Below are 23200 nucleotides of genomic sequence, written 5' to 3'. Positions count from 1 at the left end.
GCTGGCCCAAAATCGCCGAACTGAATGAAATCATTCCGCTCTCTTTTCGTTGCCAACCGTCTATGGTTTGTTCTGACCACGATGGTACTGCTGTTTATTACGGCCTACGCATTCCCAATCCTGTTTCCGCTGGTAAGAGTTGCTTTCGTGGTATTTGTGGTATTGATTGGGTTGGATGTCTGGCTTTTATTCCGGCCTCAGGCTCGCGCGGGTATCTTCGCGCGACGTGAAGTACCCGACCGCCTGTCGAATGGCGATGAAAATCCGATTACAATTTATCTGGAAAATCAGTACGCTTTCCAGACGTATGTTGAAGTGATTGACGAGATCCCGTTCCAGTTTCAACGGCGTGATGTGCTGTTTCGGGCCAGACTGAATCCGCGCGAGACGCGAGCCATTCGGTACGAACTTAGACCAACGCGCCGGGGCGAATACAATTTTGGCGCAGTTAATGTCTTTGCCCTATCGCCCTTGGGTTTAGTAAAACGTCGGTATCAGTTTGAGCAGGGCAAGTTGGTGGCCGTTTATCCATCCTATTTACAGATGCGACAATATGAGCTTCTGGCAGCGACTAACCGACTTAATGAAGTGGGCGTGAAACGGATTCGACGCATAGGACACAGCATGGAATTTGAACAGGTTCGCCCCTACACCACCGGCGACGATGTTCGAACCATTAACTGGAAAGCCACTTCCCGCCGAAGTGATGCTCAGGGCGCGTCGTTAATGATTAATGCCTATCAGGACGAACGCTCACAACCCGTCTATTGCCTGATCGACAAAGGTCGCGTCATGCAATCGCCTTTTGAGGGATTAACGCTGCTTGATTATGCCATCAATGCTAGTCTGGTACTGAGCAATATTGCGCTGATGAAGCAGGACCGGGCCGGTATTCTTACGTTTTCCGATCATGTAGGCCAACTCCTCCCCGCCGATCGCCGTTCGGGGCACATGCTCCGAATTCTGGAATTGCTGTATCGGCAAAAAACGCGTTTTCTGGAAACGGATTACGAGAGCCTGTATGCCAGCGTTCGGACACACATTCGTCAGCGGAGTTTGCTGCTGCTGTTTACCAACTTCGAAACCGTTAGTGCCATGCAACGGCAGTTGCCGTATCTGCGCCGGTTAGCCAAAGATCATTTATTACTGGTAGTGTTCTTCGAAAACACCGAACTCCGCAGCTTGCTCGATCAACCCGCAACCGATACGGAGCAGATTTATCTCAAAACGATCGGCGAGAAGTTTACCTTCGAGAAAAAACAGATTGTGAAGGAACTGGCCCAATATGGTATCCAGACGATCTTGACGGCACCGCAAAACCTGACTGCTAACACGGTAAATAAATACCTGGAGTTGAAAGCGCGGGGCATGATTTAATTATCCCCCAACCCGCCTTTCACCGACTCATAATTAGACTTTAGGCGTCCCATTTCTTTAGCCAAAAACGCCTGCAACTGGCGGTTGAACTCTTCCTTCTCCGATTCAGGTAAGGCAGCATACAAATCTCTCAGTTCCTGATTGATAGCAGCCCGTTCGGCATCAGTAGCCGCATTGATGGACTGGTAATGGTATTTTTTAAAATCGTACTGCATAAGTCATTACATAAGACGACTGGACGTTAGTCACCGGATACTACATCCAACGCCTAACGTCCAGTCGATAATAAGGCTACTATAATTTTTCTAATTCTGTCTGCGCCTTGAGACGAGCCTTCTCGATTCGAGCCGAGACGAGAATACTTACTTCATAAAGCAAAGTCAAGGGCAGCGCCACCAGCACCTGACTATAAATATCAGGCGATGGGGTAATAACACCGGCTACAATCAGAATAACAATCCAGGCATGCTTGCGGTATTCGCGCATGTATTTTGGTGTCAGAACGCCTACTTTCGATAACACATAAGCTACCATCGGCATCTGGAATATCAGTGCGCAGCCCAGGGAGAGCGTCACCAGAATTCCGATGTAAGACGTAATATCGAACTGGTTTTTAATTTCCGGAGTAATCTGAAAGTTCGCCAGGAAATTGATGGCCAAGGGCGATACGATGAAATAGCCAAACAGCAGCCCTATAGTAAACAAAAGGGAAACAAAGAATACCGCACCACGGGCAGCATTCTTTTCAACTGAGCGAAGGCCGGGTTTGATAAACCGCCATACTTCCCAGAATGCATACGGAAAGGCAAAACATAGCCCAATAATAGCCGACGAAGTCATGGCCATCGTAAACTGATCGGAGACGCCCAGCGACTGTAGCTCAAAGTTGAGCTTTGTCACGCATAAATCGGCATAGCCCGTCGTGTCGGCCAGCTTACACATCATCCGATACGTCCAGAAATCCGGGTTTTTAGGCCCCAGAATTACAACTCTGAAAATATCCTCAATGAAAATAAAAGCAAGAATCGCGAATACAAAAATGGCACCAACTGCACGGATAATGTGCCAGCGGAGTTCTTCCAGATGATCCAGAAAGGACATTTCTTTGCCTTCGGATTCGATCTCTTCGTCAGTCAGTTGATCTAATGGCATTTATTTAAAGAGCGAAAGAGTGAAAGAGCGAGAGGTGAAAGGGCGAAAGTGGTGCGAAGCTTATCGCTCTTTCGCTCTTTCATTCTTTCGCTCTTTAAACCTTATTAACTTTTATAAAGTGGAAATGCTTTCATCCACTCGTTAATTTCTTCTTTTACAGTTGCTAATGTGGCGGCATCATCATGGTTCATCAGCACCTTGTCGATATATACGACAATTTGCTCCATGTCCGATTCTTTTAAACCTCGCGTTGTCATTGCCGCCGTTCCAACCCGCATCCCTGATGTTACCATCGGCGATTTATCATCGAATGGAACCATGTTTTTGTTAATGGTAATATCAGCCTTAATAAGCGTATTTTCGGCTAATTTACCCGTCAGCCCTTTCGACCGCAGGTCGATCAGCATCAGGTGGTTATCGGTACCGCCCGAAATGATTTCATAACCCCAGCTCCGGAATGCAGTGGCCATTGCCTGCGCATTTGCTTTTACCTGCACAGCATAATCGTAAAAATCGTCGGTCAGGGCTTCGCCAAAGGCAACGGCTTTTGCGGCAATAATGTGTTCCAGCGGGCCGCCTTGTGTACCGGGAAATACCCCCGAGTCCAGTAATGACGACATAAGCCGGGTTTCGCCCTTTTGGGTTTTGATACCGTATGGGTTCTCGAAATCATTGCGCATCATAATGATACCACCCCGTGTCCCGCGCAGCGTTTTGTGCGTTGTGGTGGTTACGATGTGCGCGTGAGCCAGCGGATCGTTCAACAATCCTTTGGCAATCAGGCCAGCCGGGTGCGAGACATCGGCAAGGAGCAACGCGCCAATTTCGTCGGCAATAGCGCGCAGACGAGCGTAATCCCAATCGCGGCTATAGGCCGAAGCGCCACAGATAAGCAATTTGGGGCGTTCACGTTTGGCCGTTTCTTCAACAACGTCGTAGTTGATGACGCCGGTTTCCCGCTCTACGCCGTAAAATGTTGGACGGAAGTATTTACCCGAAATATTGACCGATGAACCATGCGTTAAGTGGCCACCGTGCGAGAGATCGAAACCCAAAATCGTATCGCCGGGATGTAGACAAGCCAGAAATACGGCCGTGTTTGCATTGGCGCCGGAGTGCGGCTGAACGTTGACCCAGGTAGCGCCGAAAAGTTCTTTAGCGCGGTCAATAGCAATTTGTTCAACCTGATCTACTACTTCGCAGCCACCGTAATAGCGCTTACCGGGCAAGCCCTCGGCATACTTGTTGGTTAGGACACTGCCAGCCGCTTCCATAACGGCGGGCGAAACGAAGTTTTCGGAAGCAATTAATTCAATGCCCGACTCCTGCCGGTGTTGTTCTTTTGCAATTAGGTCAAATACCTGCGTATCGCGGGTGGTGGTGGCGGTCGTCATGCTACAAGCGTTTTTGTATTCGGTTATCTTGATCCTTGCCTGTTGCCTCTGTGAACCAACAAACAACCAACTCATTAAGGTACAAATGTACGGCAGAAAATGGTAGGATTAGGAAGATTTTACCCCTGATCGTACAAGAAGGGAAGCCGTGAGTGACTCTGAATTTTTCATGAACACCCAAACGCTATCTAAACCATCGACTTAAAATTCAATCTTATTAAGAAAATCAACAAGCCAGGGCATTGGCGAGGTTCTCAGCCTTGATCAAATGCCTGTAACAAACCAGATATATCATGAAAAAGCAAGCAAGATTACTGGTATTAGCAGGGTTGTTATTGCCAGCTTTACTATCGGCCTGCACAGCTACTGCGACAACAACGGTACAAGGACCACCTCCAGCGCGAGTCGAAGTAATTCCAGTTGCACCATCCGTACGGCACGTCTGGATTCCGGGGCATTATGTACGTCGGGGACGTAATTACATTTGGGTAAATGGCTATTATCAGGTAGCTCCAGCACGCTATAGAGCCTGGGCGCCAGGCTATTGGCGGCAATCTCGCCGTGGGCCCGTTTGGGTTGAAGGTCGTTGGCGATAAGTGACGGATTGGTATGGAACACAGATTTTTATGGTCTTTATGATCAGTTATGATTATGCTATTGAGCGATCATAAACGATCTTAACAATCATAAAAATCTGTGGTCTATCGAATATCATTTCCCCCTTCCCAACGCCTGATACTGAAAAGGCGTCATGCCGGTACTTAACTTAAACTGACGGTGGAAGTGTGAACTGTTATTATAACCGCATTCCATACCCACTTGCCCGATACTCAAATCAATATTGGTGAGCAGTTTACGGGCATGGCCAATGCGCAGTTCATTCAGGTATTCGACAAACGTTTTTCGGGTACGATTTTTAAAATAACGGCAAAAAGCCGCCGGAGCCATACCAGCTATAGACGCAATCTGCTCAATTCGAATTTCTTCCCGAAAATTAAGCAACACAAACTCCAGCACACGCTTCATGCGCTCTGTTTCAGCTACGCCCGGAGCAAGTTGGTAGCCGTCACTTGCCAGCAACTGTGCATCCTGATCTGTGGCTAACTGGTTGAGAATAGCCAATAAACTCAGTAATTGATTTAATCCATTCAACTGCGGCAACTCTTCTAACTGTTTTGACACCGTTTGGCTCATTGCCGAACTAAAGCGCAATCCGTAGCGAGCGCGTTCGAGCAATTGACGAACGGCAGTCGCTTCAGGCACTAATGCGAGTCCTCTTTCTGTAAATGTAGACGGAAACTGTACCACTACTGATTCGGCCTCCTGCGTTGATGTCCTCGGATAAAATTCATCATCATTACGCCAGAAGTGAGGCAGATCAGGCCCAAGCAATACTAGATCGCCAGCCTGAAATGACTCAACATGATCACCAACAAACCGCCGACCCTGGCTTTTGACAATGTATGTCAACTCATACTCAGGGTGGTAGTGCCACGGAGCATCGAAATACTGTAATTTGAATCGGCGAACGAGCAATGAACTTTGCTCGTTGAACATTAATTTCTCAAAAAGGGCTTTCACGAAGAGTTCTATTTTAACCTATATAGTTAACTAAGAGAACATATTGGGTCAAAATTAATCATATATCTGTAAAATTTACATTCACAACCTTGATAAATACAAGTTATTTTTGTTCTTTCAATTATTCTTAAACCATTACCAAATGGAAGCTGTAATCGATAAAGGAGCACTACTAAACGAATTAGATTCTTATTATACTGTTAGCCCGGAAGCCATCGCATTTTATCGTGAGAAGGGTTACATCAAGCTGAAAGATGTACTGAGTCCGGCAGTGCTGGATTATTACGGCGACATTATTACCGATTTGGTTTTCAAACTCAATACGCTCATTAAACCGATGGAGGAGCGTACCACCTACGAGCGGGCTTTTCTTCAGATCATGAATTTGTGGCGCGAAGATGACCAGGCTAAAGAATTCGTTTTCTCGAAGCGCCTTGCCAAAATCGCTGCCGACCTGATGGGGGTTGAAGGTGTTCGGATTTACCACGATCAGGCGTTGTATAAAGAACCGTCCGGCGGTATCACGCCCTGGCACGCCGATCAGTTCTACTGGCCACTGGCATCCCCAAACACCGTTACTGTCTGGATTCCGCTACAGGCAACACCTATGGAAATGGGACCGCTGGCCTTTGCCGAGCGAAGTCAGCATGTTGAAATTGGCCGGGACATGGAGATTAGCGATGCAAGCGAAAAAATCCTGGCCGATGAACTTCAGCAGCAGAACTTCGTAATGCATGATACCCCGTTCGACCTGGGGGAGGTAAGCTTCCACGCCGGTTGGACATTCCACCGCGCCGGACCAAACATTTCTGACCGGCCACGCGGGGTTATGACCATGATTTATATGGATAAAGATCAGGTGATCATGCAACCACGGAACAAATTCCAGGTAGCCGACCATGCTAAGTGGCTCGATAATGCTCCCGTTGGTAGCCATCCACAGGATGAATTGAACCCGGTGCTGTTCAGCTATTAATTGACTACTTTCCTCATTTTGACCAGAATCTTTTCGTCTTTACCAGAAAAACCCCGGCAAGCACCGGGGTTTTCTTGCTTTGTTAGCCAGGAAATGGAAATATTTTCGTTCAATTGCTGTTCACTCACCAAACCATCACTTACCCAAAGCGGTATGAAATCATTTAGTACGCTTATTGTGTGGCTGTTGCTACCCCTGGCCACGTTTGCCCAAATACTTAAGCCAGTCGCCTGGACATATAAATCGGTCAAGCCATCTGCCAAAGTTGGTGAGGTTGTTGAACTACGTTTTACAGCCAGTATTAAAGCCGGTTACCATATCTATTCTTCTGAAGTGAACCCAAAGATTGATGGCCCACTGCCAACGGTCATCAAGTTCACGCCAAATAAAACCTACGAATTGGTTGGCAAAGTAAAGCCAGTCAGTAAAGTAGAAACTAAATACGAAGAAGCCTTCGAGGGCGATACGTATTTGATGCATAGCCCTGCCCTGTTTTCCCAGCGGATTAAAATTCTCGCGGCCAATCCGGTTATTGAGGGTAATATTGACTTCCAGACCTGTACGGACAGTGATGGGTCGTGTATTCCGGGCAACGAAGACTTTACGATTACGGGCCTGATTGTAGCAGCCCAATCGGCTACAACAGTGGCGGTAGCCTCCACGCCTGCCACAGCCTCGGTTGTGACGAAGCCCACCTCCGAAACGATGGTTGCGGCTACTACGCCAGCCCCAGCGGTAACGGCCACCGAAGCAACTGAGCAAACCGCGTCGACCAGCGCAGTAACGGCTACCCAACCCGAGGTGATCGTCGACGAAGCAACAACCGCAGCGGGCGGGTCGATGTGGAGTTTCATGCTGGCGGCTTTTCTGTCGGGTCTGGTTGCCTTGCTCACGCCCTGTGTCTTCCCAATCATTCCCGCCACGGTCAGCTTCTTTACGAATCAGCAGGGTGGTCAATGGAAAGCGTTGCTGTATGGCGCTTTCATTATTGGCATTTACGTACTTATCGGTACGGTCGTGTCGCGCTTCAACGGCCCGGCCTTTGCCAATTTCGTAAGCACACACTGGCTCCCAAACCTGTTGTTTTTCGCGATCTTCTTTGTTTTCGGGCTATCCTTTTTGGGTCTGTTCGAGATTGTATTGCCCAACTCGCTGATCAATAAAGCCGACGCTAAATCCGAGCAGGGTGGCATTGCCGGGATTTTCTTCATGGCGTTTACGCTGGTGCTGGTGTCTTTTTCCTGTACTGGCCCTATTGTGGGTAGCTTGCTGGTAGCATCGGCAGGTGGCGAAGTCATCAAGCCTATTTTGGGTATGGCCGCTTTTTCGTCGGCCTTTGCGATTCCATTCACATTATTTGCCGCTTTCCCGCAATGGCTTAAAAACCTGCCCCGTTCGGGTGGGTGGCTCAACTCGGTAAAAGTTGTACTGGGCTTTCTGGAGCTAGCATTGGCACTAAAGTTTTTGAGTATTGCCGACCAGGTATATCACTGGGGTTTGCTCGACCGCGAGGTATTCCTGTCGCTCTGGATCGTCATTTTCGCGTTGATCGGTTTCTATTTCCTCGGCAAACTCCGGTTACCGCACGACAGTGAAACCAAGTACATCAGTGTTCAGAAACTGTTGATGGCCATTATCACGCTCTCTTTTGTGGTGTACATGATTCCCGGACTTTGGGGTGCTCCTTTGAAAGCCCTGTCTGGCTATTTACCCCCGGAAACCTCGCAGGATTTCAATCTGAATAATCGGCAGTTTGCGGCAAACACAGCCAATGCGCTAACCGAGACGCCTAAATATGGTGACTTATTTCACTTACCCCACGGCTTACAGGGCTTTTTTGATTACAAACAGGCAATAGCCTACGCCAAAAAAGTAAACAAGCCGATCTTTATTGACTTCACTGGTCACGGTTGCGTCAACTGTCGCGAAATGGAAGCTCGTGTTTGGTCGGACCCCGCCGTGATGTCCCGCCTTCAAAATGATTTTGTGATTCTGGCCCTTTATGTAGACGATAAAACCGAGTTGCCTGAGGCCGATTGGTACACCTCGACCTACGACCAGAAAGTCAAAAAGACCATCGGTGCCCAGAATGCCGATTTGCAAATCACGAAGTTCAACAACAATGCTCAGCCACACTACTGCCTGGTCAACAAAGAGGGCAAGTTACTGGTATCGCCTAAAAATTACGACCGGAACGTAACGCATTTCGTCGCGTTTCTGGATTCAGGAAAGGCGAAGTTTTAGATAAGTAGCGCGGACGTCTCGTCCGCGTAGCCGAAGGCTAAGTTGTAATTTATTAGCCTTCGGCTACGCGGACGAGACGTCCGCGCTATTTATCTAACAAAAAATCCCCACTAGAGTCTAGCGGGGATTTTTTGTGAAGCAATAAATTATATATACTAGAGAGCAGCTTCGACTTTAACCGATTCCGCCTGAACCAGGTCCATATCAGGTTTCGATTGATCGGAAACGGGGACACGACCCCGCTCTTTGCGAACGATGCGCGAGTAAAGCGAGATTTCCTGATCGAACAGGAAGAGGAAAAATAGCTTAATAAACGATGTATGGTACTTCAACGAATCGTAATACTCAGGAGCCGACTTCTTAATGTCGGGTAGCTTGTTCCAGGGAATAGACGGAAAATCGTGGTGCTCATTATGGAAACCAACGTTCAGGTTGGGACCGTTTAATGGGCCGTAGTAGCTATAGGTTTCCTGTGTAGGATCGAGGGTCAGGAAGTGCTCCTGAGCCCAGCGGGCACCCAGTGGGTGGAGCCCAACCGAGAAGAACAGACACAGCACCATGAAAGCCAGCGCCTTCCAGCCAAAAAACGTTACGATCAACACATCGAACGTAATCTGGATAATGAAATTGGCAATTACCCACTTATCAAAAACGGCTAACTCTTTCATGCGCAGGGTACGAATACCCTGAAAGATAGGATAGAACAACAGCCAGATCGCTTTCCCAATGGCGTAGTTATTAATCAACTTTGCTTCGTACCAATCCGGCAAATCGGCGTCCAGCTCGTGAACACCCTGAAAAGCGTGGTGCTTGATATGGAAATTCTTAAAGGTCAATGCTGTTGGAAAAACGGTTGGCAGGTTGGCAAAAATAGCCGTCCATATGTTGGCCGACGGTTTACGGAAGACCAGATTGTGAGCCGCTTCGTGGATACAAACGAACAGCGTATGGGCTGGGAAAGCGCCAATAAACCAGGCAGCTGCCACAACAATCCACCACGATTGATCCCGCACCAGCCAGGCCAGGCCCGTCATCAGGATCACACACCCTACGGCTACCCACAATGTAGTCGGGTTCTTCTGACCAATCAGTTTTTTAATTTCGGGGTGAGATTTCAGAATTTGCCGGGTCCGAATACGGTGCGGTTCGGGAGCGGTTGAATGAACAAAATCAGATACCATTGCCATAAGTTAAGTGTCGCCAATACAACGGGGCCGCCCGTGCGGTTTGGTAAATAACGAGAAGTAAAATTAATACAATTCCAACTTGAAACACCAGCTAAGCAACCAAAATTCCCTTATTTTAACGGTATACTTACCAGATCGCATCTGGACAAGAATAAGGTCCAGTTGATAGCCAGTTTCTCAGTATATATATCCTGATAAGCTAAATCTCTCCAAGCACTTATACCATCCCGAATGTTTACAGGCATTCACGTTAAAATACCAAACTGACATAGGGCCAGAACATACGATTTTTTTTCACGTATGTTAGGTATATTCCGTAACTTTTATAAATAATTAAAAAATTAACCTTAACGTGTCATGAAAAAAGGAAAACTTGTGTTTATCCTGCTCTTTCTGAGTATTAAACAGACGTTGCTTTTAGCCCAGCCAGAACCTCAAAAATCGGCGACAATACACTTGTACCAAGGCAAAGTGTTTGGGCTATTTTCAGCTAAGTATCGCATTTACGCCAACGGAAAACTTCTGTGTAAATTAGGTCGAAATAGTCATTGTCAGATCGTTTTACCTGCTGGTCAAACCACATTCACAACTAAACCTCCTTTTTTGGCTTTAACTTCTCAACCGGCTCTGAGTTTGAATCTGGAGGCAGGTAAGGAATATTATCTACAAGGGGATGCCAAGTTTGAGTTGTTTCCACCTAACGGACCATTAGTTCTAACTGAAGTAGTGCCCAACCCAAACAAGCTTGATCAAATAAATCACTCCAAAACAGAGCGATCATTGTTAACTTCAGTTGAATAAATGATCTGTTTAATCACAAAAATCACAGCTATATAGTCTGGTACGGCTGTGATTTTTACGGAAATAATTCCTTCTCGGGGTTTTATTCACAAAAATCCCCTACAAAAGGGGCACTTCACCGCAACATAAAAAAGCTGATCTTCAGGCTTAGAAATGCCAGATTAACTGGGTTTGTAGGCCAAGGCTATAGGAGCTGTACTGAGTAAAAGCTATGATAGCATCATTAGCTGGCCGATAGAAGGAGTAGCTGGCCGTAGGTTGAAGAAGTACCGATAACCCCGAGTCGATTCGGTAATTTAGCCCCACACCCACTACCCCATCCGTAGTGATTGGGCGTCCGGTATATGTCTTGCTTTTGGCAAAAATGGCCCCGCCAGAAAAATAAGGAGATAAACGATGGCTGGTTAACCGGTAATTAATTAGAACCGGCAATTGCCACCCCTCACTCGTGAAGGGCGTAGTGTCTCCGTAAGGACCTTGTGGACTCTTGACGTGATCGGTATTTCGGTAATACAATGCTCCCGCCGAGACATCCCATTGAGGGGTGACATGATAACGAGCCGTTAACCCAAATGAGGAAACTATATTGTGGCCGGAGGCCAGTGTCTGCGTTGTCGACCCGTTATTCGTAAAGTTGATCTGGTAAGAATAAGGATTATAGTTAAACCAGTATGAAGGCGCAATCGACACCCGGCTTTGAGCCAGTAAAGAGACTGTTGTTACCAGAAATAGCCCCCCAAAGAGTAGAAACGTTTTCATAGCGCGTGAGTATTGTAAACAAGATTCGGTTTACTGCTAAACGACTGTAATCCCAAGAAAGCTACGACGTTGCCAATTTTATTTTTAACTGGTTGAAGGATTTATTAGTAAACTATTCACTGGCCTAAGCGCAACAAACAAGAAAGGCGAAGTCAACAGACCCCGCCTTTACTGATTCAGGTTGATTCAATATAAAATGAGTGAATGGTAGAATGGTGAAGTGAGTGAAATGGTGGAATGGTTCAGTAAGTGGGGGAGTTAAGTGGATGGAGTGAGTTAAATCTGGCTAGCTAGTTACTCACCCCACCCACTTAACTACTCTGCTAATAACCAATCGGGAACGAATAGCCCAGCGATACCGCTACGCCCCGGCTACGAACGTTGACGTTAACGACGGGCACCTGTACCTGCCGGGTGAAGCCCTGCGTGTAACGTCCTTCGATAAAGAACTTACCCGTTCCGGCATCCATTGCCAGGCCCAATCCACCAACGGCACCAACGTCCCAGCGATTTAACATACCGCCATAATTGATGTCTACATCGAAGGGGCGGGTCGTAATCAGGGCCGAAGCACGAGTACGAATCCGGCCATCAAACGCATAGCTAACGGCAGGACCGGCAATGAAATAGGGTTGTACAGGGCCATCGCTCAAATTGAACTTAAACAATAATGGCACTTCAATGTGTTGTGACTGGTAGGCAATGGTTGCACCAAGCGGGAGCGTAAAGCCCCCTATATTTAGATCGTACCCTTCTTTTATAGCAACGCCTTTCTGAATGTAAGAAACTTCGGGGCGAAACGATACGCGGTCACTGAAAGGGATATCTAAGAATAAAGCACCAGTTGGTCCGATAGATGAATGAAAATCGGGCGTTAAACTGCCCATATACGCTGGTTTGGAAGCAAACCCGAAGTTAGCACCGCCCCGGATACCGATCTGAACCTGAGCAAAAGACGTTTGGGCAGAACACAAACCCAATAGGGCAACGATACCGGCAAGCACAATTCGTTTCATGGCTGTAAAGGAAAACTGTTTGAAAAAGGAAAACCTGAATTTGATTGTGTAAACTGTCGGCTATAGGCGAGGTAGTTTTTTACTAGTGAATTTGAAGGTTAGAGGGTGTAGTATAGAAAAGGATTAATCCGGGTTAAAAAAAATTTATGACTCCCCAACAATGAGTACCCTAACCACGTCTTACAGAAAGGAATTTCCAGTGACAGACAGCCAGTTGCACTTTTTCTTGAAAACATTGTAGCATACTCGTAACTTTACTCATTACCTGAGATTCCTAACCTACTAATGAAGTACATAAAGCCAACTAAATTCAGCTACCTGCCTAAGTTCCTGATGCCTCTGGATATCCTCGGTCTATTCGAATGCGATCCCTTTGGCAACTCTCTGGTGGCCAGAAGACTAATAATTGGCATGGTTGGCTGGTTGACCTACGCCCGCTACACAGTAGTGAACCGGATTCAAATTGAGGGGACCGAGAATCTGGAGAATTTACCCATCAACAACGTCTTATTCCTGTCGAATCACCAGACGTATTTTGCCGACGTGATCGCCTTTTTCCACATCTTTTGCGCCGTAAAGTGGGGATTTCAGAACACGTTGCTGCCACCCGTTTATTTGTTCGGGCCACGGGCGCGGCAATACTATGTAGCCGCTTCTGAAACAATGAAAAAAGGCATTGTGCCGCGCGTTTTTGCTGCGGGTGGCGCCATCACAATTGAACGCTCATGGCGGGCCGAAGGACGCGAAGTACAACGGTCTGTGGATAATACAGCCAACGAAAAAATTGCCCTCGCGCTGGCACATGGCTGGGTCGTCAGCTTTCCGCAAGGCACAACAACGCCCTTTGCGCCTATACGAAAAGGAACAGGGCACCTCATCAAAAACAATGAGCCTATCGTTATACCCGTTGTAATTAACGGCTTTCGTAGAGCCTTTGATAAAAAAGGCTTACGTTTTAAGAAGCGGAATACCTTATTGACGGTGCAATTTAAAGTCCCGATGCATTTCGGTCCCGATGATAGCGTTGATGATATTGTGGCAAAAGTTCGCCATGCTATCGAACAGGATGCGCCGGAGTGGGCACAATAGGTGCTCAGTAGTTTGTTTGCTGTTTCGGGTTGCATTGAACCACAGTACTAGCCAAAAACGGCAAATTAAAGCCAACTACAATACCCAACGAAAGAAAATATAGAGCGTAAAGGAGAGTAATACCGAAACTGGTAAGGTTAATATCCAGGCCAAAGCAATATTTTTTACGGTTCCAGCCTGTAAGTTTTTCACCCCTTTGTTGGCCACCATACTACCGGCAATACCCGACGAAAGAACGTGTGTTGTACTAACAGGCAATTTCAGCCAGGATGCCATCCCGATCATCATGGCCGCGACTAGCTCTGCCGAGGCCCCCTGTGCGTAGGTTAAGTGTTGCTTACCAATCTTTTCGCCTACCGTTACCACAATCCGGCGCCAGCCAATCATCGTACCAAGGCCCAGCGATAGCGCAATCATCAGAATTACCCAGAGTGGCGCATAGTCGGTAAACCGACGCAGACCGCCTTCTTCGCCCAGGTTTTTCGTTAGTACAGCCAGTTGACTTGAACTTAAATTCGACCCTTCATCAGCCGTAATCTTTTTGATATTACTGTTGATCAGCAATAGATCACTCCGTACTTCCAGGCGTTTTTCGTTTGGAATTTTGCCATCTATAAGTGGCCCATTCACCAGGGCCTTTAACTGAGAAAGCTCTTTATTAGTTTGAACGACACGCTCCCGGTTTATTGATGAAAGATGAGTCGTGTCCAATACGCCCATCGTTTGCTGAATAGCAGCAATATTTGTCTGCATCAGGCGAGGGTCAAGATCAGATTTAACCGCGAAATGATAGGGGACAATGCCAATCAGAATCAACATAATTAGCCCTACCCCTTTCTGACCGTCATTACTGCCATGAAAGAAACTCACCAGCGAACAGGTAGTGATCAATATAGCTCGAACCCAGGTAGGAGGCTCAGTATTCTTTTTTGGTTCTTTAAAAAGCTGATCTTTCGCTTCTTCGGGTACAGACCGGCGTAGAATAAACATCAATACAATAGCCAAACTGAAACCCAGCAAGGGCGAGAGTAATAAGGCGTAACCCGTTTCGATCGCTTTGTCCCAGTTGACAGCAGCGCCGGTTTTGTTTTCGGGCATGGTGGCAAATGCCAGGCCAACACCCAGAATCGAGCCAATAAGTGTGTGCGAACTTGAACTGGGGAGACCAAAGTACCAAGTTCCCAGATTCCAGATAATGGCGCTCAGGAGAAGAGCAAGCACCATAGCTACGCTGTGATAGACATTCTGATCGACCAGCAACTCAACAGGCAGGAGATTTACAATACCCATTGCAACCCCGATACCGCCAAGCAGAACGCCGGTAAAATTGCATATCCCCGACCACACAACCGCGTAGGTAGGTTTTAGCGAATTCGTGTAAATAACGGTGGCAACGGCGTTGGCTGTATCGTGAAAACCATTAACAAACTCAAAGGCACAGGCAGCGAACAGGCTGATAAATAGGAGGATAAAAACATCCGTTTCTAAGCCAAACATAAATTGGAGTATCTTCAGTAGTTAAGCAAACGGTGGGTCCGTAAGCTCATGATTGCCACAAAAGTACGTGAAACTACCCAGAGCTATATTATCAAATTGTTAAGTAGAGACGCAACCGGTTGCGTCTCCTGACCGAATTATGCAAAAGCCTACTATACTTTAAACTAATTATGATAGATAATAAGACGCGAGGTATTGCTAGATAATGAGATGCAAAGGGTTTACCGCATGAGACGCAGGCGGACCGGTCTCTACGCCTTTTTACCAGCCAGTTGCCCACAGGCGGCATCAATGTCTTTACCCCGGCTCCGGCGAATATTTACGATTACGCCTTTGCTTTCCAGATAGCCAGCAAACTTGTCCAATGTCTGCGGGTCCGTATTGGTAAAATTAGCCTCAGCAATGGGGTTATATTCAATGATGTTGACCTTGGCTGGTACACGCTTGGTAAACTTCCAAAGCTCCTGCGCGTCTTGCAATGTATCGTTGAAATTATAGAAGAGAATGTATTCAAACGTGATGCGCGTACCTGTTTTTTTGTAGAAATAGGTCAGCGCGTCGCCCAATACCTCCAGCGTATTGCTCTCGTTAATCGGCATAATCTGATCCCGCTTGAAATCATTAGCCGCGTGGAGCGACAGGGCCAGATTGAATTTCACTTCGTCATCGCCAAGTTGCTTAATCATCTTGGCAATCCCCGCTGTTGACACCGTGATGCGTTTGGGCGACATCCCCAAGCCATCGGGTGAAGTGATGCGATCAACCGATTCGAGTACGTTTTTATAGTTCAGTAGGGGTTCACCCATGCCCATATACACGATGTTTGTAAGGGGCGCGTCGTAGTTTGCTTTGGCTTGCCGATCAATGGCTACGACCTGATCATAGATTTCAGCCGCGTCGAGGTTACGCTTCCGGTCCATATAGCCTGTTGCGCAAAACTTGCACGTAAGCGAACAACCCACCTGGCTCGATACGCAGGCCGTCATACGATCTAGGTCGTCAGTACGAAGTGACGGAATTAGAACACCTTCAACCAGATTGCCATCATATAGCTTGAACGACGATTTAATTGTGCCGTCGTTGCTCTTCTGCTGCTGATCGACGGTTAGGGGGCGAATTTCGAAATGCGTATTCAGCAACTCCCGCGTTGGCAGCGACAGGTTAGTCATTTGCTCAAACGAGAGCGCCGATTTTTTCCAGAGCCATTCATGAACCTGTTTGGCCCGAAACCCCTGTTGGTTATTTTGCGTAAACCAGTCTTTTAACTGAACAGCCGTCAGCTTACGAATATCTTGTTTCATATTTTTAAAGAGCGAAAGAGCGAATGCTGAAAGAGCGCAAAGAACCGCGTTAAATGCTCCTTCACTCTTTCGTTCTTTCGCTCTTTATATTGTCGGCCCGCCACTTCTTTCCTGCATCCAGCCCCTTGGGTACCCAAACGGCGGCTTTATCCATCACTTTTGGCGCTATTGGCCTGATATACGGATACATAAAGGCGGTTTTTGCCTGACGAGCGGGTAGTTTAACACCCATATAGCTGAACAACCAAAGGATAACACTAATTCCAAAGACCCACGTAAAAACCCCAACTGTGGCCCCTGCTACACTGTCGAAGGTACCTAATACGGAGTACTTTAGCGACCGCCGGATGGCAAATCCCATCTGGTTGATCATGACCACCGTAGGGAAAAATATTATCGAAAAACCCAGCCAGGGCAGAATTTTTCGGGCTAGCTCGCGGCTGATATAAGGACTGAGCAGGTCAATTCCAAACGCCAGAAATTTAAACCCGACAATCATGGCCACAACAAACGCGATGACCGCCACGATCTCGACAAGAAGACCTTTGCGGTATCCATTAAAAGCCCCCCAGGCGAGGGGAATAAGCATGAGTAAATCGAGTGTATTCAAAGAGCGAAAGAGTGAATGAGTGCAAGTGCGATTGAGTGATTTGCGACCCTATTCGCTCTCTCACTCTTTCGCTCTTTCACTCTTTAAGAAAGTAATGCCTTCACCATCGCCGAAATGGCTTTTCCATCGGCTTGTCCGGCGAGTTCTTTGGAGGCTACACCCATCACTTTACCCAAATCTGACGGCACCGAAGCCCCCAGCCGGGTCATAATGGCTTGTAGTTTTCCTTTTAATTCATCTTCAGAAAGCTGCTTGGGCAGGTACTGCTCAATGACAGCGATTTCTGTTTCTTCGACGGCCAGCAAATCGGCGCGATTCTGTTGACGGTATATGTCGGCCGAGTCTTTCCGTTGCTTGACGGCTTTGGTCAGAATTTTGGTTTCGTCTTCAGGTTTAAGATCGCCCGATTGACCTTCTTTCGTTTCTTCGAGCAAAATCATGGACTTCACGGCCCGCAATGCGCGTAGCTTATCCTGATTTCTGGCCAGCATAGCCTGCTTTATATCGGCGTCAATTTGTTGTTTTAGAGACATTGGTCTAATGAATAATGTAAAATGGATGATGGATGATGGTGAAACGGTATAAACCCATGAACCATCAACGGTTTAGCAAAGTTAAGAAACCAGTCATTGTTCATTGTACTTTAGTCATTATTCATTGCCAGATGACACGTTTAAGCGTTAACATCAACAAAATTGCCACAATTCGCAATGCACGGGGTGGCAATAATCCTGATCTTGTTAAAGTCGCCCTCGACTGCGAACGTTTCGGAGCACAGGGCATCACCGTCCATCCCCGCCCCGACGAGCGGCATATTCGCTATCAGGACGTGCTGGATCTGCACGAAGTTGTTACAACCGAATTTAATATTGAAGGCAATCCGGATGAGCGGTTCATTGAACTGGTCAAACGTGTGAAGCCCGCTCAGGTAACCCTCGTTCCCGACGCTGTCGACGCCATTACATCCAATGCCGGTTGGGACACGATTCGCCACGCCGACCATCTCCGGGAGTTAGTCGAGACATTTCAGGCCGATGGTATTCGCGTATCCATTTTCGTAGATGCCGACGAGCGTATGGTCGAAGGGGCCAAGGCCGTTGGCACCGACCGGATTGAGCTGTATACTGAACCCTATGCGACCCACTATGCCGAAAATCGGGAAGCGGCCGTTGCTCCCTTCGTTCGAGCCGCGCAACGGGCTATCGAATTGGGCTTAGGCCTAAATGCGGGCCACGACTTAAGTTTAGAGAATTTACGCTTTTTCGACGAACAAGTGCCCGGTCTGGAAGAAGTGTCCATTGGTCACGCGCTTATTTGTGATGCGCTTTATTTTGGCCTGGAGAATACGATTCAGATGTATTTAAGGTGTCTGAACCGGGATTCTTAGGATTTGAAGGATTAAACAAGATTACTGCCGTATAGCTTTAGCTGACCTTATCTAGACTTGCAGAAAGATCAAATTAATCCTTTACCGAAAATCCTGATTCAAGTAATCTTGTTTAATCCTTTAAATCTTGTTAAAATCCCGGTCAAGAATGGTCCATCAATTACCCGTCAATGAGTTTTTAGACAAGGCACGCCAACTGCCTGTTATTGACGTTCGGTCGCCGGGCGAGTATGACCATGCACATATTCCCGGCGCGGTGAGTATTCCGCTGTTCGACAACGACGAGCGGGCACTGGTTGGCACTAAGTATAAAAATGCGGGGAAAGATGCAGCTGTGTTGGTGGGGCTCAGCTTTGTGGGGCCAAAACTGGCAGACTTCGTGAAACAGTCCAAAAAACTGAATCCGCAAAACAAGGAAGTGCTGGTGCATTGCTGGCGGGGAGGTATGCGCAGCGGATCATTTGCCTGGTTGCTGGATACCGCTGGACTGACTGCATCGACGTTGGTGGGTGGGTATAAAGCCTACCGTAATGCAGTTCTCGACTCCTTTGCCCAACCGCTAAAGCTTATCATTCTGGGAGGTAAAACGGGGAGTGGTAAAACGGATATACTGAAAGAACTAGCCCGGCAAGGTGAACAGATCATTGACCTCGAAGGGTTTGCCAACCACAAAGGCTCATCGTATGGAGCTATCGGACAACAGCCGCAACCGGCAACAGAGCAGTTTGAGAATCTGCTTTTCCAAACGTTGCTGACCCTGGACACGTCCCGCAGAATCTGGCTGGAAGATGAAAGCCGAAATGTTGGTTCATGCTTCATTCCAATGGCACTCTGGCTGCAAATGCGAGCGGCTCCGGTAGCGTTTATCGACTTACCGAAAGCTAAACGCGTGAACCGCCTGGTAGCCGAATATGCAAATATCGATCATGGTTTGCTTATCGAGGCAACCGAGCGAATTCGTAAACGGCTCGGGGGCAAAGTGACTAAAGATGCCCTTCACGCACTGGCTCTTCATGATTACGCAACCGTGGCTGATCTAACACTGGATTATTACGACAAAGCGTATCTACACGGCCTTTCTCAGCGCGATTCAGCTACGATTCAAACCATAGAAACGGGTGAGGACAATCCCGAAGAAACCGCTAAACGGTTGATTGAGTGGGTAGAGAGTACTGGCGCGGGTCGGTCCGGCGTTCCGGTTTACCCGTGCCTTTAATATAGCCAGTATTTACTGGCGAATCGAAGCTATTTCTGTTGTGCCAGTAAATACTGGCTTAATTACAGGCACGGGTAAATACCCGCGCCAGACAGAACCCCTTACGATTGCTTCTTTTTCTTTGTATTTCCCATCCGCCGAACCACTTCCCGTTTATTGAAGCCCAGGTGCCAAACCGCAAATGGAGTTTCCTGTTTACCAAAACAAGCTTCACAAATAACACTGTTAACCGGCACCGGAGCGTTGTAGACGAACGACGTATCCGTAATTTTTTGGATGTTGGAAATAGCCGTCGATTTCTGTTTGGCGCTATATAAATAAGCGTCCAGAATCTCTCGCTCTTTAGTACTCAACCCTTTGTTTTGTATATCGGCTTTACCCAACAACCGAATATCCAGCGCGTAACGCTCAGCAATGGCCTTAGCGCGGGGTAAGTTTTGCAGCTGGCAGAGTTTAGCACGTTCGGCAGGATTTGTCGATTTCTGAAGTTGTGTAGTCAGTTCTTTTTCCAGTACAGTGGTAACTTTTCCGCCCAAATTATCGACCGTTTCCACCATGTCAGCATTGGTGATTCTCTTGATCTTCGAATCGGCCATTTCCTGCTTTAGTTCGTTGGTGTAGCGCACCCGCTCGGGTGTACAGGCGGCTAAAAAGCTGATTAATAAGGCTGACAGCACTAGTGGGCGTTTCATAAACAGGAACTTAATGTAGTGGGGTTTCGTCATTTATCTGGAAAACGATTCCAATAGCAGCTTGGTTGCAATTCGTAAATACAAAGCCGAACTGCCGGACCACAGGATGCCAGACCACCGGGATGCCGGTCCAAGGAATTTTCGTAATTTTGCTTTTTATAATTGTCATAACGTTTTATTGTCCGTTTGGCGCAGATAGAATTTATCTCTGTTAGATGAACAAAAGAAAAATACATATATGCTTGACCAGTTAGAAGCCATCCGCGAACGCTTCAACGAAGTAGCTCAACAAATTGTGCAGCCCGAAGCCGTCTCTGACCAGAAGCGGTTCATGAAGTTGAGTAAAGAATACAAAGATTTAGAAAAGATCGTTGTGCAGTATCAAGCTTACCTGCAACTGCTCGAAGAGATTGAGAATGCAAAGCAAATCATAGCTACCGAAAAAGATGCAGATTTTCGGGATATGGCTAAAGGCGAATTAGACGAACTGCAGCCTCGTCGGGATACGCTGGAGGAATTGCTTAAGGAAATGTTGATGCCCAAAGATCCGAATGACAGCAAAAACGTTATTCTCGAAATTCGGGGCGGCACCGGTGGCGATGAAGCCGCCATCTTTGCGGGCGATATATTCCGAATGTACCAACGGTTTTGCGAGAAAATGGGCTGGAAAATGTCGCTGGTCGATTTCACCGAAGGCACATCCGGTGGTTATAAAGAAATTATCACTGAGATCGAAGGCGAAGATGTTTATGGCAAGCTCAAGTTCGAATCGGGCGTACACCGCGTTCAGCGAGTACCAGCAACCGAAACGCAGGGACGAATCCATACCTCAGCCGCCAGCGTTGCCGTGCTACCCGAAGCCGAAGAGGTGGACGTTGAACTAAACATGAACGATATTCGGAAAGACACATTCTGCTCGTCGGGAGCGGGTGGTCAGTCCGTAAACACGACCTACTCGGCGGTGCGGCTTACTCACATCCCATCGGGTATTGTTGTACAGTGCCAGGATGAGCGTTCGCAGTTGAAAAACTTCGACAAAGCCCTGACGGTACTACGGTCGCGGATTTATGAAATCGAATTGCAGAAACACAACGACGCCATCGCTTCCCAACGCAAAACAATGGTGGGTAGTGGCGACCGTTCCGACAAGATCAGAACGTATAACTATCCACAAAGCCGCGTAACAGATCACCGCATCGGGCTAACGGTCTATAACCTTCCTGCCGTTATGGATGGCGGCATCGGTGACTTTATCGAACAGCTTCGCATCGCCGAAAATGCCGAGCGATTGAAAGAAGGCGCAACAGCGTAGAAAAGGGTCATACGTGAGTATCTGATCCTTAAAAAAGGGTTTAACCACAGAGGCACGGAGAACACAGAGGTTTGACGGGTTACTTTATCCCCTATCAAACCTCTGTGTTCTCCGTGTCTCTGTGGTTAAACCCTTTTTTGACAGATTCTAACGTCAGCAGTAAGAAATCCTTTTCTGGTTCAATTAACGCCTTACAAATTCAGTAATCGTTTCAGCTTTTCGTAAAAGCCGGTATTATGGAACGTGAATGTTTTGTGTAGCACATAATTACTCACAAAACTCAGGCCCATACCGGTCGTGTGCGCAATGAGTTTATTAAGATTCACTGTCTTTACCGAAAAAGGAATGACAACGGTTAATATGTGAAACTTACTTATCGAAAAATCGTAAAGAAGTGAGGAGCCATAGACCGTAATCAGGCACGAAACGATCGATACAAGCGTAAATTTGACGGCCTCACGCTTCGTTTTAGCGGAGTTCTTTGCATTGAAAGCAAAGAGTTTTGTCAAATAAAAGCCCGCAAAAAACGCAATTATGTAGCCCGCCAGTAATGCCTGCTGATAACTAAACTGAAACCAATCCTGAAATACACTTCCTGCTACGAGTTGTAAAGAAGCCCCGATAGCGGCAACAATAAAATAAGCAAGGATATCCCTGCGATTAAAAAGCCCCTCTGCCATAATCTAAAAATAAGTGGGCAAAGCTAAATATCCTTTGCCAAACTATTGTAACTCTCCACCTGTAAACCGCTCACATAAACCCATCCGGGAATCAATAAAAAAGTCCGGTCCTCATTTCGAAGACCGGACTCATTCGTATATAATCGTTACCTGTAGCCTAGCTCTGCACGTTGTCGGAAGACAGTTTAGCTCCCAGATACTCCCGGTTCATACGGGCAATGTGATCAAGTGAAATCGACTTTGGACACTCAACCGAACAGGCACCGGTAAATGAACAGGCACCAAATCCTTCGGCATCCATTTGTGCCACCATGCGTTCTGCCCGCTCTTTTTGCTCCGACTGTCCCTGCGGCAGAAGTGCCAACTGCGAAACTTTCGCCGAAACGAACAACATAGCCGAGGCATTTTTGCAGGCAGCTACACAGGCACCACAACCAATACAGGCAGCAGCATCCATCGCTTCGTCGGCAATGGTACGAGGAATGAGAATTTCGTTCGCATCACGAGCTGATCCCGTGTTTACGGATACGTACCCGCCAGATTGAATAACCCGATCAAAAGCCGACCGGTCAACCATCAGATCTTTGATAACCGGGAAGGCCCGCGCCCGCCAGGGTTCAACCACAATCGTATCGCCGTCGTTAAACGACCGCATGTGCAGCTGACAGGTGGTTGCACCCGTCTGCGGACCATGAGCCCGGCCGTTTATGTACATCGAGCACATACCGCAAATCCCTTCGCGACAGTCGTGATCGAAGGTTACGGGATCTTCGCCTTTCCGGGTTAGCGAGTCGTTCAGGACATCGAACATTTCCAGAAAAGACATATCTTCCGATACGTTATCCAGTTGATAATCAACCAGCTTTCCGGTTGTATTATTATTTTTCTGTCTCCAGACTTTTAGATTAATTTTCATGATTACAGTCAGT

23 protein-coding genes are annotated in these 23200 nt (G+C 47.3%); 9 read left to right on the top strand and 14 right to left on the bottom strand.

The window, feature by feature from the left end:
* Positions 1–24 precede the first annotated feature (24 nt).
* Positions 25–1377, top strand: a complete 1353-nt coding sequence (locus CWM47_RS26210) for a DUF58 domain-containing protein (protein ID WP_100991428.1) — start codon at positions 25–27, stop codon at positions 1375–1377.
* On the opposite strand, the gene CWM47_RS26205 is transcribed toward CWM47_RS26210, so the two are convergent.
* The 3 genes from CWM47_RS26205 to CWM47_RS26195 form a co-directional block, all read right to left on the bottom strand.
* On the bottom strand, positions 1374–1592 hold the full coding sequence (locus CWM47_RS26205) for a hypothetical protein (RefSeq protein WP_206170545.1): 219 nt from the start codon (positions 1590–1592) through the stop codon (positions 1374–1376). The two genes, CWM47_RS26210 and CWM47_RS26205, sit on opposite strands and share 4 nt — an antisense overlap.
* Positions 1593–1671: 79 nt before the next feature.
* Positions 1672–2529 (bottom strand): twin-arginine translocase subunit TatC, encoded by an 858-nt coding sequence (gene tatC / locus CWM47_RS26200; protein WP_100991426.1) that lies wholly within the window; start codon positions 2527–2529, stop codon positions 1672–1674.
* Positions 2530–2633: 104 nt separating this feature from the next.
* Positions 2634–3923, bottom strand: coding sequence for a serine hydroxymethyltransferase (locus CWM47_RS26195; protein WP_100991424.1), 1290 nt, complete (start codon positions 3921–3923; stop codon positions 2634–2636).
* Between the two features lie 293 nt (positions 3924–4216).
* On the opposite strand from CWM47_RS26195, the gene CWM47_RS40350 reads away from it, so the two are divergent.
* Positions 4217–4519: a YXWGXW repeat-containing protein gene (locus CWM47_RS40350; RefSeq protein ID WP_100991422.1), complete on the top strand. Its 303-nt coding sequence runs from the start codon at positions 4217–4219 to the stop codon at positions 4517–4519.
* 115 nt (positions 4520–4634) lie between these two features.
* Here CWM47_RS40350 and CWM47_RS26185 read toward each other — a convergent pair whose 3' ends face one another.
* The gene (locus tag CWM47_RS26185) at positions 4635–5504 is read right to left on the bottom strand and encodes an AraC family transcriptional regulator (RefSeq protein WP_100991420.1); all 870 of its coding nucleotides are present in this window, start codon (positions 5502–5504) and stop codon (positions 4635–4637) included.
* A 142-nt stretch (positions 5505–5646) separates the two neighbouring features.
* On the opposite strand from CWM47_RS26185, the gene CWM47_RS26180 reads away from it, so the two are divergent.
* Both CWM47_RS26180 and CWM47_RS26175 read left to right on the top strand, forming a co-directional pair.
* Positions 5647–6480 carry a phytanoyl-CoA dioxygenase family protein gene (locus CWM47_RS26180; RefSeq protein ID WP_100991418.1) on the top strand — a complete coding sequence of 278 codons (834 nt, stop codon included), beginning with the start codon at positions 5647–5649 and terminating at the stop codon, positions 6478–6480.
* 153 nt (positions 6481–6633) lie between these two features.
* On the top strand, positions 6634–8724 hold the full coding sequence (locus CWM47_RS26175; RefSeq protein ID WP_100991416.1) for a cytochrome c biogenesis protein CcdA: 2091 nt from the start codon (positions 6634–6636) through the stop codon (positions 8722–8724).
* Between the two features lie 155 nt (positions 8725–8879).
* On the opposite strand, the gene CWM47_RS26170 is transcribed toward CWM47_RS26175, so the two are convergent.
* The gene (locus tag CWM47_RS26170) at positions 8880–9911 is read right to left on the bottom strand and encodes a fatty acid desaturase (protein WP_100991414.1); all 1032 of its coding nucleotides are present in this window, start codon (positions 9909–9911) and stop codon (positions 8880–8882) included.
* A 357-nt stretch (positions 9912–10268) separates the two neighbouring features.
* On the opposite strand from CWM47_RS26170, the gene CWM47_RS26165 reads away from it, so the two are divergent.
* Positions 10269–10712, top strand: coding sequence for a hypothetical protein (locus tag CWM47_RS26165; RefSeq protein ID WP_100991412.1), 444 nt, complete (start codon positions 10269–10271; stop codon positions 10710–10712).
* Between the two features lie 147 nt (positions 10713–10859).
* On the opposite strand, the gene CWM47_RS26160 is transcribed toward CWM47_RS26165, so the two are convergent.
* Both CWM47_RS26160 and CWM47_RS26155 read right to left on the bottom strand, forming a co-directional pair.
* A complete protein-coding gene (locus tag CWM47_RS26160; RefSeq protein ID WP_100991410.1) occupies positions 10860–11471 on the bottom strand; it encodes an outer membrane beta-barrel protein in 612 nt (203 codons plus the stop codon).
* 323 nt (positions 11472–11794) lie between these two features.
* Complete coding sequence (locus tag CWM47_RS26155; protein WP_100991408.1) at positions 11795–12487, bottom strand: porin family protein; 693 nt, start codon at positions 12485–12487, stop codon at positions 11795–11797.
* 285 nt (positions 12488–12772) lie between these two features.
* Between CWM47_RS26155 and CWM47_RS26150 the strand changes: the two genes are divergently transcribed.
* Positions 12773–13576: a lysophospholipid acyltransferase family protein gene (locus tag CWM47_RS26150; protein ID WP_100991406.1), complete on the top strand. Its 804-nt coding sequence runs from the start codon at positions 12773–12775 to the stop codon at positions 13574–13576.
* Positions 13577–13651: 75 nt separating this feature from the next.
* Here CWM47_RS26150 and CWM47_RS26145 read toward each other — a convergent pair whose 3' ends face one another.
* The 4 genes from CWM47_RS26145 to CWM47_RS26130 all read right to left on the bottom strand — a co-directional run bounded on the left by CWM47_RS26145 (position 13652) and on the right by CWM47_RS26130 (position 17517).
* On the bottom strand, positions 13652–15073 hold the full coding sequence (locus CWM47_RS26145; protein WP_100991404.1) for an inorganic phosphate transporter: 1422 nt from the start codon (positions 15071–15073) through the stop codon (positions 13652–13654).
* Positions 15074–15324: 251 nt separating this feature from the next.
* Entirely contained in the window at positions 15325–16374 is a 1050-nt protein-coding gene (gene rlmN / locus CWM47_RS26140; RefSeq protein ID WP_100991402.1) for a 23S rRNA (adenine(2503)-C(2))-methyltransferase RlmN, read from the bottom strand.
* Positions 16375–16435: 61 nt separating this feature from the next.
* Positions 16436–16963, bottom strand: coding sequence for a CvpA family protein (locus tag CWM47_RS26135; protein WP_100991400.1), 528 nt, complete (start codon positions 16961–16963; stop codon positions 16436–16438).
* A gap of 104 nt (positions 16964–17067) precedes the next feature.
* Positions 17068–17517 carry a GatB/YqeY domain-containing protein gene (locus tag CWM47_RS26130; protein WP_100991398.1) on the bottom strand — a complete coding sequence of 150 codons (450 nt, stop codon included), beginning with the start codon at positions 17515–17517 and terminating at the stop codon, positions 17068–17070.
* Positions 17518–17648: 131 nt separating this feature from the next.
* On the opposite strand from CWM47_RS26130, the gene CWM47_RS26125 reads away from it, so the two are divergent.
* The gene (locus tag CWM47_RS26125) at positions 17649–18371 is read left to right on the top strand and encodes a pyridoxine 5'-phosphate synthase (RefSeq protein WP_100994053.1); all 723 of its coding nucleotides are present in this window, start codon (positions 17649–17651) and stop codon (positions 18369–18371) included.
* Positions 18372–18519: 148 nt separating this feature from the next.
* Positions 18520–19587, top strand: coding sequence for a tRNA 2-selenouridine(34) synthase MnmH (gene mnmH / locus CWM47_RS26120; RefSeq protein WP_100991396.1), 1068 nt, complete (start codon positions 18520–18522; stop codon positions 19585–19587).
* Between the two features lie 101 nt (positions 19588–19688).
* Here mnmH and CWM47_RS26115 read toward each other — a convergent pair whose 3' ends face one another.
* Entirely contained in the window at positions 19689–20279 is a 591-nt protein-coding gene (locus CWM47_RS26115) for a hypothetical protein (RefSeq protein ID WP_206170544.1), read from the bottom strand.
* A 238-nt stretch (positions 20280–20517) separates the two neighbouring features.
* Here CWM47_RS26115 and prfA point away from each other — a divergent pair, with 238 nt between their 5' ends.
* Positions 20518–21591, top strand: a complete 1074-nt coding sequence (gene prfA / locus CWM47_RS26105; RefSeq protein ID WP_100991390.1) for a peptide chain release factor 1 — start codon at positions 20518–20520, stop codon at positions 21589–21591.
* A gap of 191 nt (positions 21592–21782) precedes the next feature.
* Here prfA and CWM47_RS26100 read toward each other — a convergent pair whose 3' ends face one another.
* Together CWM47_RS26100 and CWM47_RS26095 are read right to left on the bottom strand one after the other, a co-directional pair.
* Positions 21783–22271, bottom strand: a complete 489-nt coding sequence (locus CWM47_RS26100) for a GtrA family protein (protein WP_100991388.1) — start codon at positions 22269–22271, stop codon at positions 21783–21785.
* 157 nt (positions 22272–22428) lie between these two features.
* The gene (locus tag CWM47_RS26095; RefSeq protein ID WP_100991386.1) at positions 22429–23187 is read right to left on the bottom strand and encodes a succinate dehydrogenase/fumarate reductase iron-sulfur subunit; all 759 of its coding nucleotides are present in this window, start codon (positions 23185–23187) and stop codon (positions 22429–22431) included.
* Positions 23188–23200: the final 13 nt, after the last annotated feature.

Source organism: Spirosoma pollinicola (assembly GCF_002831565.1).
GTDB lineage: Bacteria > Bacteroidota > Bacteroidia > Cytophagales > Spirosomataceae > Spirosoma > Spirosoma pollinicola.
The sequence above is the reverse complement of the archived record's forward strand: the minus strand, read 5'-3'. Positions and strand labels throughout refer to the sequence as shown.